The sequence below is a fragment of the Lactobacillus intestinalis genome, assembly GCF_024397795.1.
Taxonomy (GTDB): domain Bacteria; phylum Bacillota; class Bacilli; order Lactobacillales; family Lactobacillaceae; genus Lactobacillus; species Lactobacillus intestinalis.
On record NZ_CP072983.1, the window covers coordinates 831095 to 844896 of the forward strand.

Consider the following 13802-nt stretch of genomic DNA (forward strand, 5'->3'; position numbering starts at 1 on the left):
AAAGTGGGGGATAAAATTTGTGGGATGAACAAGATGATTGAGAATGAGTGAAACATTGTTACTTTAATTTTTGTTATTTTAGCTGTGATCCCTCTGTAGTTTAAGTTAATGTATAAATTCATGGAGATAATTATTGTTGGTCTGTTCTTCTTTTTGAATGATCCCCTCACTCAATATTTAACTGGTTTTAAAAGAAAAACTATATTTTAAATTTGTTTCTAGGAAATATCTTAGCTAGAATTTTATGCAATGTATTATAATACTGAGGATACTTGGTAGCAAAAACTTTATGAAAAGGAAGAACTAAAATTTTATATTATCGAATCTATATAAAAATAAAAGAACTTCTAACTATATAGAAATTCTTTTATTTTGTTCATGAACCAGATCCAGAACCAGAACTGCTAGTAACTTTTAAAGTTATGGTTCGGTTTTTGTTTAAGTAATGCCATACACCGTTGGACTTTCCGCTTGAAATTCCGTTTCCACTTCCATGAACTTTATAGTGTGCATAAACCGATTGGGATGCTGCAAGTACCGCATTCGTAGAAGTTGCTAAACCTAGAAAAGTAGCTCCCGCAAAAATTATAAATTTTATCTTTTTCATAAATCCATCCCCGTATAATATAATTTTATTGTCTAATTACAGTTATTTCTTGATTAAAGAAAATATTTAAAAATTTAAAGAATGCCCAACCTACTAATGTACCCAGAGAATTTAGAATCAAGTCATTTACATCAAAAGTTCGATTTCCAAGGTAGAAGAAACTTAATATTAATTGCAAGCTTTCTATAGTTAAAGAACTGCAAAAAACTAATAAAAAGTTTGATCTTAATTTGGCAAATCGTGAGCTGAATACAGCTGCAAAAAATGATAATGGAGCTAATAATAAGATATTTCCTATTAATTGAATCGGCATATGACTACTTAAAATACTTATTTTAGTATTTATAAAAAGTTGTTTACCAAAACCAAGGGTATAGACCTTTGTTCCACTTCCGAATAACGGTATTGGAAATAAAGTAATGGATAGTAAAATCCAAATATAAATTAAAAATAATCCATAAATTATATCCTTCTTCCATTTAATCTTTTTAGCTCGAATCTGTTTAATAATTGGAATTAGAAAGAAAATTAAGATTATAGGAAGTAAAAAACTACCATTTAATTGAATCGGAGCTACATACCACTTATTATTGATTAACACCATTTGACTAAATATTCCTTTCTTCTTTGGTAAATTTGTAGATTAAAATTACATATGTGATTTTAATATATTTTTTGATATTTTATTCCTTATGAAAAGGGTGAAAATATGAATTCAGAAAGAGTCTTTGATCTTATTGATAAGATGTTAGAAAATAGTGATAATGGTTATTATATAGATTTTGTCCCTTTTACTTTTCAAAATGAAGACTATGGTAGATTAGAGACTTATCTAAATAAGCATTATAAACTACAGTTTGCGAATAAAATTAAGTTTATCACTTTTGCCATTATATATTACTATGACTCATATGTTTATTTAGATGAACGGGTGGCGAATTCCCTTTATCCAGATTTAAAAAATAAAGATTTACGAAATCTTGAATTAGAAGAATTGGCAAACATTATCGATTCTCTAATAATGGATGACTATTCTGGCTTGAATATACTTTTCAAGAATGAAGACCATTTTTCACTTTTACGAATAGAAGATGGATTTGATACATATTTATTCAATATTAAAGGTCATACTCATGAAAATATTGAAAGTCTAGTAGAACATCAAGGTTTGTATTTGAAATCCATTAACTAACCGCTCTCATCAAACTAAAAATAATATATCTTATAAAGACTAGATCTAATTCTAGTCTTTTTTTCGTGTTAAAATTGAGTAAACTAAAAGAAATAAAGAAGTGAAATCAATGGAATTTACAACAAATGATCATGTGCATTTAAGTTATACTGATACTGGCGAAACTGATCGCCAACCTATAGTGTTCATTCCTGGTATTGGCGGATCGTCTAAGATGTTCAGGGATGCTGGTAAACTATTTCATCAGCATTTTCGGGTGATTACCTTGGATCCGCGTAACCAAGGCTTGTCTGAACATACTTATAAGGGACAACGCATTAGTCGTCATGCCATCGATGTGCGCGAGCTTTTTACCAAGCTTGATTTAAAAAATGTTATCGCGATTGGTAATTCAATGGGTGCATCAACATTTTGGGCTTATATTTCTTTATATGGAAAAAGTCGCCTAGCTGCCATGGTGGATTTAGATCAATCACCTAAGATGGTGGCTGACAATACTTGGAAATATGGCTTTAAGGAACTTACTTGGAGCAACTATCCCGATTACTTGAAGTTGCCATTTGGCCGGGCAACCTATGCTCATGTGGATGACAAAATGTTCAATTTAGCGCGACAAGATAATGAAAAGAAGCCCTATGACCCTGAAGAAAATTACAAATGTTTGATTGAACATGCTGATCAAGATTGGCGAGATGTGATTATGGAGACGCCAGTACCGATGTTGGTTTTGGCAGGGGAGAAGTCGCCATACTTTGATCCGCAATTTACGCAAGCTATTCAATTCTTAAACAGTGAGATTGAAACTCAAATTATTTCTGAATGTGGTCACTTAGTTCATGCCGAAAAGCCCCAAGAAACCTATAAGGCTGTGATGAGATTTTTACAAGAGAAAAATTTAATAAAGTAATCGCACCATAAGCAAAAGATGTGAAGTATTAAACTTGCATCTTTTTGTTTTTATCAAAAAACAAACTGTAATCACTTACATTTTTATAATTTTTAAAAATATTATGAATAAATTGAAATAATTAAAAAACGAGAGTAAACTATAGATGTCGACAAAATAGTTTTTATTTGCACAAACTTGAGTTAAGAGGTGCTCTATATGGATAAAGTAGTAGATCTTTATCTTAATAATTCTGCTACTCGTCAGAAGTGGGAAGATTTTTTGAAAAAATTAGGTATCAAAGACTTCAGCGAACGTGAAGTTGATACAATTGACCATACTTTTGGCTTAGTAGATGAAGATAATAAGTTAGTGGGAACAGGAAGTGTTGCAGGCAATGTGTTGAAGTATATTGCTGTTTGCAACGAGGATGCAACTTCTGGTGCCCGTTTTAATAAGATAGTAACGACTTTACAACAATACTTATTTAATGAAAAGATTTTTCATATGTTTGTATTTACTAAAGCCAAGTATTCAGATAGTTTTCAGCATTTAAACTTTACTGAACTTGCTAAGACTAAGGAAGCTGCCTTTCTTGAAAGTGGTACACCAAATGTTTTGGATTATATGAGAAGCTTGCCTAAGATTAGTGATCAGGAAAATAAGCAAGTAGGTGCCATTGTAATGAATGCCAATCCATTTACTTTAGGTCACCGTCATTTAGTAGAACTTGCAAGCCAGGAAAACGACTTGGTTTATGTGTTTGTGGTTGCAAGTGACCTCTCGCTTTTTAAGACTGACGAACGTATGCAACTGGTCAAAGAAGGCTTAAAGGATCTAAAAAATGTGAAGGTAGTTAGTGGAAGTGACTATTTAGTTTCAAGTGCAACCTTCCCAGCTTACTTTTTACCATCACCTAAAGATCTAATTGACCAACAAACTGCAATTGATGCGCAAGTTTTCAAAAATATTATCGCACCACCACTCTATATTAATAGACGTTATGTAGGCAAAGAGCCTCTTTCAATGACCACTCATTATTACAATGTAAGTTTGGCTCATGAATTAGGCCCAACAGTTGATGTGATTACTATTCCACGAATGGAAGTAGATAATAAGGTAATTAGTGCTACTGAAGTACGTCAATTAATCAAATCCGGTGATTTAACTGGTTTAGCTAAGCTTGTTCCTGTAACGACGGAGAAGTTTATTAAAAATAATCTGGCCACTCTTCAAGAGAGAATTAAGAAAGGACAATATATTAAGAATGGAAATTAAAACTACAGGCGTTGCCGGTACTTTAGAAAGTTCCGATATCCAAATCATGGTTTCTGAAGGCAATAACGGTATTGAAATTGATCTTGATTCAGAAGTAAAAAAAGCCTATGGCGATGAAATTGAAAAGGTAATTACTGAAACTTTAACTAAGTATGGTTTGACTAATGTAAAAGTTAAAGCAACTGATAAGGGTGCCCTTGATTGTGTAATTAAGGCTCGTACTTTAGCAGCAGCTCAACGTGCAACCGAAACTTCAGATAAACCAGAATTGGAGGTCCTTTAATTGACTTACGTAAAAAATCGTCTACGCCGAACAATGATGTTTGTTCCTGGCAATAACCCTGCTATGATTAAAGATGCTGGAATTTATGGAGCAGATTCAATCATGCTTGACCTAGAAGATTCAGTTTCTTTAACTGAAAAAGATGCTGCTAGAATGCTTGTTTATGAAGCGATTAAGACTGTAGACTTTGGCGGTTCTGAAATTGTGGTTCGTGTGAATGGTCAAGATACTCCTTACTATGATGAAGATGTCAAGGCTATGGTTAAGGCTGGCGTGGATGTTATTCGTTTGCCAAAGACCGAATCAGCTGCCATGATTCAAAAACTTGTTAAAGATATTGAACACTGGGAAGAGGAATTTGGTATTGAAAAAGGTTCAATTGGGGTCATGGCTGCGATTGAATCAGCTAAGGGCGTGCTTAACGCTCCAGAAATTGCAACAGCCACTCCTTTAATGATGGGACTTGCTGTCTCTGGAGAAGATTATACTGCTGATATGCATACTCACCGTTATCCAGATGGTCGCGAATTAGAATTTGCACGCAATATGGTTTTACAAGCAGCTCGTGCTGCCGATGTTTATGCCTTTGATACTGTATTTTCTAATATGAAAGATACTGAAGGCTTCTACCGTGAAACTAACTACATTCATGAATTAGGTTATGATGGTAAGTCATTAGTTAACCCTCGTCAAATTCAAATGGTTAACAAAGTCTTTAATCCAACTAAAGAAGAAATTGAAAATGCTCAAAATGTTCAAAATGCCATTCGTGAGGCTAAGGCTAAGGGTAGTGGCGTTATTTCAATGAACGGTAAGATGGTTGATAAACCAGTCGTTGAAAAAGCAACCCGGGTGCTTCAAACTGCTAAAGCTTCAAACTTGATCGATGAGGAGGGCAATTACATTGGAGAATAAAATAAAACGCAACTTACCAGATGACTTAATGAAAAAGATGGATTTAAAACCTTTTGAAACTACTGAAATTGGGCACCCAATTGAACAACGTGTAGCTCCTACGGTAAGAGTGACTACTGGTCAAAATAAAGTGGTTGACTCACTTGAAGAAGTGATAAAGGATAATTTAAAAGATGGAATGACTATTTCTTTCCACCATCACTTTAGAAATGGGGATTATGCATTTAACAAGGTGATGGATTTAATCATTAAGATGGGTTACAAGGATTTGACTTTGGCTCCATCCTCACTTACTGGTGTAATGAATGATAAAATCATCGAAGCCATTAAGAAAGGCGTCATTACTAACATTACTTCTTCAGGGATGCGTGGAAGCTTAGGTGACTTTGTTTCTCACGGCGGTCTTAAAAATCCAGTGATTTTTCGTTCACATGGTAATCGTGCTCGCTCTATTGAAGAAGGCGAAATTAAGATTGATGTTGCCTTTTTGGGTGTACCAATTTCTGACCCGGCTGGTAATGCCAATGGTCAAGAAGGGGATGCAGTCTTTGGTTCATTGGGCTATGCTTTGATGGATGCTCAATATGCAAACAAGGTTGTACTTTTAACTGACAATATCGTTGATTATCCAAATACTCCAGCTTCAATTAAGCAAGATCAAGTTGATTATGTAGTTAAAGTAGATAAAATTGGTGATCCAGATAAGATCGGTTCTGGAGCTACTCGTTTTACCAAGGATCCGAAGGAATTAATGATTGCTCAAATGGTAAACCAAGTAATCGTTAACTCCCCATACTTTAAAGAAGGCTTCAGCTTCCAAACTGGTTCAGGTGGTGCTGCTTTGGCAGTAACGCGTTACTTACGCAAAGCCATGATTGATAAAGGAATTACTGCCTCATTTGCAGTTGGTGGAATTACTAAGCCAACTACTGATCTTCTTGAAGAAGGCTTAGTCAGAAAAGTGATGGACGTTCAAGACTTTGATAAGGGTGCTGCTCAATCAATGGCTAAGAATCGCGATCAACAAGAAATTGATGCTTCTTGGTACGCTGATCCTCATAACAAGGGTGCTGTTGTTAACAATCTTGATGTTTCAATTTTGTCGGCTTTACAAATTGATACCGACTTCAACGTTAACGTTATGACTGGCTCAGACGGCGTTATTCGAGGGGCTGTTGGTGGTCACCAAGATTCTGCTGCTGGCGCTAAAATGACGATTATTACCGCACCACTTGTTCGTGGTAGAAATGCGACAGTTGTTCCTAAGGTTGAAACTGTAGTTACGCCAGGTTCTTCAATTGATGTTTTGGTTACTGAGCGTGGAATTGCTATCAACCCAGCTAGAAAAGATTTAATTGAAAGTTTCTCTAAGGTGCCAGGATTAAAGATTCTTGATATTAAGGAATTACAAAAGATAGCTGAAAAGCAAGTTGGGGTACCAAAGCCTCTTGAATATACTGATCGTACTGTCGCTATTGTTGAATATCGTGATGGTACTGTGATTGATACTATCAAGCAAGTGAAAGATTAAGTTCAATAAGAAAAGGTGCGTCCTTTTAGGGGCACACCTTTTTATTTTTGAGGTGAAAAATGAAGTCTATCTTTACTGAAGGAAAACAACAAGGAATTCCAGAGATTTTAGCTGCTAAAGATAAGCGTGTTTTAATGCAGCAGGCGATTTTTAAGAAATATCCTAAGAATGTAATTATTGATGTAAAAATGAACATCCCAGGTCCGATTAAAAACAATCATTATTTGAAGCGCTTGTTTAATAAGGGAATAGATGAGCTGGAAGACGAATTCGAGCAGGCTCAGTTGGAGATAAAAAAGGTAGCTACTTGGGATGAAGATAGTGGGAGCGAAGTCTTTTATGTAAGTACGAGGGATGCAGATCGAATTAAGAAGGTTGCAGTTAAATTTGAAGATGAGTCTGAATTAGGGCGATTATTTGATGCGGACGTTTTGATAAAAGATCAAGCAATGGCACTTTCAAGAAAAGATTATGGTTTGCCTTTTAGACATTGTTTTTTATGTAATCGGCCTGCAAAAGAGTGTGCGCGTTCGCGTCGACATTCAGTGGCAGAATTGCAGGACTATATTTCTAAAATTTATTGGCAAGAATTTAAATAAAAAAGCTGTTAGCTTCAGAGCTAACAACTTTTTTAGTTTGGTCTAGTTTTTGCGTTTCTTGACACTTAAGCCTAAAATGCCAGCAAGAGTGGCAAGAGCTAATCCCCAAATAGTAAGTGAATTTTCTTTTTCACCAGTTTGAGGAAGGGTAGGCTTAGATTGAGTATCCCTACTTGAATTGAGGTAAGAAGTAGGAGAAGTTTTAACAAAGTGAGGATGAGCAATAATTGCAGTCTTAGTTAAAGTTAAATTATTATGTAAAGTTTTGTTCTTTATATTTCTTTGAACTGGTTGATGAGGAACTGGAGTTGGCTTGGAACTGGAATGAGGAACTGAAATTGTAGTTTTAGCTGACTTATTAGGACGTTTAGGTTGGTGTTGAGGTTGAGGAACATTATTAGAACCAGGATTTGAAGGCTGAGGAGTAGAAGGTGTGTCGGGAATTGTTGGCTGAGGGGTGGATGGTGTGTCAGGAGTAATTGGCTGAACTGGCTTTTCAGAAATTTGAGGTTCAGTTGGAGTAGTTGGTTGAGTAGGCTGACTTGGTTTTTCTGGTATAGAAGGTTGGTCTGGGGTATTTGGCTTATCTGGTTCTTCAATCATTGAGTAGTAAACGATATAACTTAAGTCCTTGGACTTCGGAGTTACAGTTTGAGTCTCAATTTGAAGCTTATCGGCAGTATAATGATCAATTTTTGGAGAAACAACTTCCTTAAACTGATTACTTGCTGGCGTCCAAGCATCCCATTCAGTATTTCCAGTAACTAAATCTTGTGTGCCATGTTGGGTAAACTTAATCGGAGCAGCCTTATAAGTAGGTGCAGCTTCTTGGTCTTTCTTTGGCCCGTTAGCATAAATGTAGTTAATAGTTTCATTTACAGTCTTTGATTGAGAAACTGGTTTAGTTGCATGAACAAAGTGGAGGACAAAGGCTTGATCGTGATCTGGGTCATTATCAAAGTTACCATAACTTACTTGATTGTATTGAGTAGCACTATTGGAACCGAGTCCTGTAACTTTTACAAATCTGTATCCTTTGCTTTCAAGAAATTTAACAATATTATTTGCACCATTAAATTTTATGAGTGTGTGTTCAGAATTATTATCTTGTTTAGTATATGAATCTGATAAGGTAGCAGATTGATTGTTTTTGATTAAAAAGTTGGATAAAGAAATATTATCGGTGTCATCATAAAAGCTAAGAGTAGCAGATTCGTTAGTATAATATTTAACAGTAGAATTAAATGAAATAGGTTGATTGTTATTAGCGGCGTTAGTTAATTCTTGATTAAAAATTTTAATTGTATCAATTTGTTTTATATTGGGAGTATAATTTGCAATTTCTGGGGATACAACTTTGCTAAAGCCAAATAATGTTCCTGTATTAACTGACCAATCTGTATCCCAAGTTATCACTCCATTCTGAATAACACCATTATTGGTAAAACTCAATTTTTTAGAAATATGTGAGGAAGCCTCTTTTCCAGCTTGCGGACCGTTACCATAGATATAAGTAATATTTTGGGTAGCAGTTATTGTTCGAGAAGTTGGAGTCTGTGTTTGATAAAAGTAAACATAGTAATTTAATGCTTTGCTATTTGGATCATTACTAAATCCTAAATTTGGTGCATTATATATATTGACAGGGGCGTTGTTTTTAGTATTTTCATTGCTGAATCCAAAATTTTGATAGGCTGGATCGTAAGTGTTCTTTGGCAGGGTAATATGTGGAGTTCCTCCCATTGTGGCAACTTTGTCAAAAATATAATTATTATTCTCAATATTTTTGATGTTCAATAAAGTATGGTTGCTAATAGTTCCATCAGCTTTTCCAGTATAGATAGACGGAGCTTGGATTTGCTTCCCCGTATTTTCATCAATATAGTGTACATTAATGCTTTCATTTACAGCGTTCCCTGGAGTAATGTAACCTTTATTAAAACCAGTAAAAGTTTGGGTAATAGTATTGTTTCCTTGGCCTTCAGTATTCCAATTGCGCTCGTTATGGATAGGGGTAGTAATACTTGGGCCATTTCCAGTTACTTGCCAGTTTGGTAAATATTGTAAATTAAGATTGGCATCGAATTGAATAAAATAAGCTCCTTTTTTAGAATAATTCTCATTATTGATAGTAAATGGACCTGTTTGATCAATTCTTATATTTTGACCATTGGTAGAAATGTGATCTCTCAAAAATTTTTCGAAGTTGGGATCTTCATTGTCAAATTTACCCGTAGTAGGATTGTATCCTACAATATTATTATAAGATTCATCAATTGGGATACGTATATTATCAGTGGTTTTAATGTAAGTAGGATTAGTAATGTGAAAGACTTTAATAGTGCTTGGAAGGATAACTTGACCTTCACTAACACTGATAGTGGCTAATACATTATCTAAAGGATTTAATTCCCCAAAGTTCCAATCAATACCATATTGCATCAACCGTGCGGAATCTTGTTTAACTTCAGTGGAAAGATCAGGAATAGCAGAAAGTTCAGGACCTGAATAAGACACTCCATTTTCAACATAAAATCCATTTTCTACTTTGCCTGTGCCTTTATTAACAAAAACTGGAGAACCATTGTTATTAATCCCTACTTGAATTTGTTCTTGCCCATTTACTGTACGAGTATTATTTGAACTTTCGGGACTCCATACTACTTTCGGCCCCATAATAAAGCCATGCATTAATTCATCTGATTGAACTTTGTCAGCATAAGGCTTAATGGTAGTAGTGAAAGTTTGAGTGAAAGTAGAGGTCTGGGGAAGAGTGACATTCACACTGATTGGAATATTTGTGGGATACTGATTATTGTGATGAGACATATACGTTTTAACAGCATCATTATTGCCTGTAATGGCCAAATCTAAATTTAGGTCATCAAATGTAGAAGTCACTTTACCTATATAAGTAAAAGTGAAGGTTCCTTCTCCATTGGTAGAAGTAGAAAAGTCATTTCCTAATACAGGAGCGTTATTACTAAAGCTCAAAAGGTTATCGGGATTAGAAATTGTGACTGTAGCATTGCTATTAGTTGTATAAATACCAGCATTTTTTACGTGAATAAGTACATGACCAACAGTGCTATTAGCCATCATATCAGGAGTGTTAGAACTTGTGATGGTTATATTTTTAGAATTAGATATATCAGTGTTGGTAAATTCAGATGATTTGGCTTTAGCGATGGATGATTGATTTGTGGTAGCTTGATTTTTTGGTGAAGTTTCAAAAGAGGTTGATTCGTTGAGAGATAGAGAGGTTGTAACCTTTTCTGATTCTTGATTATTGTGGGCATTCTCAATATTAGATTTATTTGAAACTTGAGGATTAGTTTGTTGGTTATTATTCTGTAAAACTTGATTGGAAGTTTCTTCAAGCTGAGAATTTGCTTTTGAGGGTTGTTTTTCTTGAAGGAGTTGCTTTAAATTGGATTCAGTAGCTCCTTCGTTATCAGTTTTTTCGACAGAATTAGTATTTGGCTTTGAAATGTTTTCTACATTTTTTTGAGCTTGATTTTTATCGGCAGCATAGGCAGTCTGGTTATTAAGTAAAATGAAACTTGTGCCTAAACAAACTGCTGCAAGTCCAATTGACAATTTGCGTAAACCAAATCTTTCTTTGCTGTTTAATTTTGAATTGAAATTTAAGTCGTTTTTATCTTTCATATTTATTGCCTTAATTAAATAACTTACATTTTTATTTTCTATAACATAATTAGCCTACCACATTATTTTTAAAATTGTTAAGTAGATTGCTGATTTTTTTGATTTTAAATATTCACTTGTGTGTTTTATTACTAAAATGGTGCAATCTTATGAGCACGTAAAGGGTAACCATATAGATAACACGGGATAAAATGTTTTGGTATAGATAAAAATTAAAGAACATCACTATACTTTTTAAATAACAATAAATCAAAAACATCCTTAACTTTTATTGCTAAGATAAAAAGCTAAGGATGTTATTATAATTGCTACTAGATTTTATTTGGATTTTTCCAAAATTTGTTCAGCAATTGCACTATTGGTTACTAAATGGGTGATAACTCCAGTTCTTAATGCACCTAGAAGTGCATTGGTTTTGAAACGATTCTTGACAATGACAAAGCGGGTCGGGGTTTGCATAATTTCATCTAAGTTAATTCCGCAGACATGTTTGCCAACCTCTTGGTAAAAATTGCCCTCAATATCATATGGACGACCAAAAATTAGACCAGCAACTTTTTTTTGATCAATTCCTTTAAAGAGAGTTGGTGCATAGTTTTTCATTAAAAATTGATCGACTTGAATGGATTGGAAGGTGCCAATTCCTGAAAAGATTAAATCGAGATTTTTATAATAAGAGTGAAGCTCATGATAAAAAGGTTCTTTTTCAAGAGCTTGAATAAAGTCGGAATTTAAAGCATATAAAGGAGCTGGAAGAGAAATTGAACGAGAATTGAATTTGTTAGAAGCTTCTTGAACTAAGGAAGTTTTACGCTTTTTAGAATTTAAAGTTTGTCCTAATAATTGCACAAATGTGAGATCATCTCGATCTTCATGTGTAAATTCGTTAATAACATCTAGCATTAAAGTTCCCCAAGTCATTCCGATATTTTTGGCTGTTTGAGCATAATTTTGAATTTGTTTAGCTGCAAAATTAACGATCGCTTCACTGTCTTGATTCTTAGTAGAAAGATTTTCCAGAATAAAAACTTCTTTTAAATGAAAGCGACTTTGTAATTGGCGCTCTAATTCTTCATTACGTTTGGTATGTTGTTGAATACTAATTTTAACAATTCCGCGCTCTTCTGCATCATCTAGTGCCTTAGTAATTAAGTATCTTGATAGGTTATATTTTTGTGAAATATCGGCAATATTTAGTTTGCTTAAATAATAGTCATGAGCGATACTTGCGAGTTCTTCATTACTTAATTGCGTCATTTTAATCATTCCTTTATTAAATATACTAGCAATTACTTACCTATATTATATATTTATTTTTAAATAATTTAAATTATTACTACTATTTTTAAAATTTATAAAATTAACAAGTGTGGTAAAATAATAGAGCTGATTTTATAATGATGGATAAATAAAAAGGAATGTTGGAAAAGATGACAGAATCAGATAGTGCGACAAAAGCACGACGTAAATTATCACATCACCATCATATGAAAATTCGCTGGGAGGAATTTTTCAAAAGTGATGATGACACTTTAGCAAAAGATGCCACTCTTGTTGAGAAAGGCTCTTTAGTTGGACGTGTAGGAATTATGCTCTTATCTTGTGGAACAGGAGCGTGGAGAGTCCGAGATTCTATGGATACGATTGCTCGAACTCTAGGAATTACTTGTTCAGCTGATATTGGCCTAGTTTCAATTGAATATACTTGTTTTGGGGTTCGAAATCAGTCCTATTCACAAACTCTTTCAATTCCTTCAACTGGAGTTAATATGACGAAGTTGAATGAATTGGAAAAATTTGTTCATCAATTTAAAAAAGGACATGGACATTGGACTTTAGGACAAATCAAGAATCGACTAGATGAAATTGATAATTTTAAAACTACTTATCCTACTTGGATATCTGGATTAGCTTCTGGACTTGCCTGTGCAGGATTTATCTTTTTGCTGGGTGGAGGAATTCCTGAAGTTATATGTGCTTTCTTTGGAGCGGGATTTGGTAACTATGTGCGCTCAGAGATGGGAAAGCATAAATTAACTTTAGTTGCCAAGATTGCGGCTGGAGTAGCTGTAGCATGTGCAACATATTTTGTAGCTTTTACAATTTTACGATTATTGTTCCAAATCAACTATGATCATGCATACGGTTATATTGGGTCAATGCTGTTTGTGATTCCAGGATTTCCATTTATTACATCTGGTTTGGACATGTCTAAGCTTGATATGAGGTCAGGATTGGAACGATTAACATATGCTGTGTTAATTATTGTGATTGCAACAATGGCTGGATGGGCGGTTGCGATGATTTTAGGGCTTCATCCGGGATCGATGCCAAAATTAGGCTTAAGCCCATTAGTACTCACATTATTGCGATTTATTGCTAGTTTTTGCGGAGTATTTGGTTTCTCTATTATGTTTAATTCCAAGCCTTCAATGGCTACCATGGCGGCAATTAGTGGAGCAGTTGCAAATACTTTGCGTTTAAGTTTAGTGGACTTTGATCATGTACCGGCTGCCTTAGCGGCCTTTATTGGGGCAACTGTCGCCGGGTTACTTGCAAGTATTGTCCGCAATAAAGTGGGATTCCCTCGAATTGCGTTGACTGTGCCTTCAATCGTGATTATGGTTCCAGGACTTTATATGTATCGAGCAATGTTTAATTTTGGAATGACGAATATTAATATTGGTGCTTACTGGATTACGGAAGCATTAATGATTGTGGCCGCTTTGCCATTAGGCTTATTAACAGCTAGAATTCTAACTGATAAGAAATGGCGTCATGTTGATTGGTAAAATATATCAAAACCTTGAAATTCTTATGGGAACTTCAAGGTTTTTTGTTT

The 13802-nt window shown here is 34.5% G+C and carries 12 protein-coding genes; 8 read left to right on the forward strand and 4 right to left on the reverse strand.

The window, feature by feature from the left end:
• Positions 1–376: 376 nt before the first annotated feature.
• Both KBW87_RS03740 and KBW87_RS03745 read right to left on the reverse strand, forming a co-directional pair.
• Entirely contained in the window at positions 377–607 is a 231-nt protein-coding gene (locus KBW87_RS03740) for a hypothetical protein (protein WP_057811000.1), read from the reverse strand.
• Between the two features lie 25 nt (positions 608–632).
• Positions 633–1211, reverse strand: coding sequence for a VanZ family protein (locus KBW87_RS03745; protein WP_057811002.1), 579 nt, complete (start codon positions 1209–1211; stop codon positions 633–635).
• Between the two features lie 105 nt (positions 1212–1316).
• Between KBW87_RS03745 and KBW87_RS03750 the strand changes: the two genes are divergently transcribed.
• The 7 genes from KBW87_RS03750 (at position 1317) to citX (ending at position 7291) form a co-directional block, all read left to right on the forward strand.
• Positions 1317–1799 carry a hypothetical protein gene (locus KBW87_RS03750; RefSeq protein ID WP_057811004.1) on the forward strand — a complete coding sequence of 161 codons (483 nt, stop codon included), beginning with the start codon at positions 1317–1319 and terminating at the stop codon, positions 1797–1799.
• Positions 1800–1908: 109 nt separating this feature from the next.
• Positions 1909–2706, forward strand: a complete 798-nt coding sequence (locus KBW87_RS03755; protein ID WP_057811006.1) for an alpha/beta fold hydrolase — start codon at positions 1909–1911, stop codon at positions 2704–2706.
• A gap of 198 nt (positions 2707–2904) precedes the next feature.
• Complete coding sequence (citC, locus tag KBW87_RS03760; RefSeq protein WP_057811012.1) at positions 2905–3963, forward strand: [citrate (pro-3S)-lyase] ligase; 1059 nt, start codon at positions 2905–2907, stop codon at positions 3961–3963.
• On the forward strand, positions 3953–4246 hold the full coding sequence (gene citD, locus KBW87_RS03765) for a citrate lyase acyl carrier protein (RefSeq protein ID WP_004044971.1): 294 nt from the start codon (positions 3953–3955) through the stop codon (positions 4244–4246). Before citC ends, citD begins: the two co-directional genes overlap by 11 nt.
• Positions 4247–5161, forward strand: a complete 915-nt coding sequence (gene citE, locus KBW87_RS03770) for a citrate (pro-3S)-lyase subunit beta (protein WP_004044969.1) — start codon at positions 4247–4249, stop codon at positions 5159–5161.
• The gene (gene citF, locus KBW87_RS03775) at positions 5151–6692 is read left to right on the forward strand and encodes a citrate lyase subunit alpha (protein WP_157055160.1); all 1542 of its coding nucleotides are present in this window, start codon (positions 5151–5153) and stop codon (positions 6690–6692) included. Before citE ends, citF begins: the two co-directional genes overlap by 11 nt.
• A gap of 59 nt (positions 6693–6751) precedes the next feature.
• A complete protein-coding gene (citX, locus tag KBW87_RS03780) occupies positions 6752–7291 on the forward strand; it encodes a citrate lyase holo-[acyl-carrier protein] synthase (RefSeq protein WP_057811016.1) in 540 nt (179 codons plus the stop codon).
• A gap of 42 nt (positions 7292–7333) precedes the next feature.
• On the opposite strand, the gene KBW87_RS03785 is transcribed toward citX, so the two are convergent.
• Both KBW87_RS03785 and KBW87_RS03790 read right to left on the reverse strand, forming a co-directional pair.
• Positions 7334–10960, reverse strand: a complete 3627-nt coding sequence (locus KBW87_RS03785; RefSeq protein WP_057811018.1) for a mucin-binding protein — start codon at positions 10958–10960, stop codon at positions 7334–7336.
• Between the two features lie 318 nt (positions 10961–11278).
• On the reverse strand, positions 11279–12217 hold the full coding sequence (locus KBW87_RS03790; RefSeq protein WP_057811020.1) for a sugar-binding transcriptional regulator: 939 nt from the start codon (positions 12215–12217) through the stop codon (positions 11279–11281).
• Between the two features lie 173 nt (positions 12218–12390).
• Here KBW87_RS03790 and KBW87_RS03795 point away from each other — a divergent pair, with 173 nt between their 5' ends.
• Positions 12391–13752: a threonine/serine exporter family protein gene (locus KBW87_RS03795; RefSeq protein ID WP_057811023.1), complete on the forward strand. Its 1362-nt coding sequence runs from the start codon at positions 12391–12393 to the stop codon at positions 13750–13752.
• Positions 13753–13802: the final 50 nt, after the last annotated feature.

Coding starts and splice junctions, on each gene's coding strand:
- KBW87_RS03740 (WP_057811000.1), bottom strand. CDS start 607: ATGAAAAAGATAAAATTTATAATTTTTGCGGGAGCTACTTTTCTAGGT.
- KBW87_RS03745 (WP_057811002.1), bottom strand. CDS start 1,211: ATGGTGTTAATCAATAATAAGTGGTATGTAGCTCCGATTCAATTAAAT.
- KBW87_RS03750 (WP_057811004.1), top strand. CDS start 1,317: ATGAATTCAGAAAGAGTCTTTGATCTTATTGATAAGATGTTAGAAAAT.
- KBW87_RS03755 (WP_057811006.1), top strand. CDS start 1,909: ATGGAATTTACAACAAATGATCATGTGCATTTAAGTTATACTGATACT.
- citC (WP_057811012.1), top strand. CDS start 2,905: ATGGATAAAGTAGTAGATCTTTATCTTAATAATTCTGCTACTCGTCAG.
- citD (WP_004044971.1), top strand. CDS start 3,953: ATGGAAATTAAAACTACAGGCGTTGCCGGTACTTTAGAAAGTTCCGAT.
- citX (WP_057811016.1), top strand. CDS start 6,752: ATGAAGTCTATCTTTACTGAAGGAAAACAACAAGGAATTCCAGAGATT.
- KBW87_RS03785 (WP_057811018.1), bottom strand. CDS start 10,960: ATGAAAGATAAAAACGACTTAAATTTCAATTCAAAATTAAACAGCAAA.
- KBW87_RS03790 (WP_057811020.1), bottom strand. CDS start 12,217: ATGACGCAATTAAGTAATGAAGAACTCGCAAGTATCGCTCATGACTAT.
- KBW87_RS03795 (WP_057811023.1), top strand. CDS start 12,391: ATGACAGAATCAGATAGTGCGACAAAAGCACGACGTAAATTATCACAT.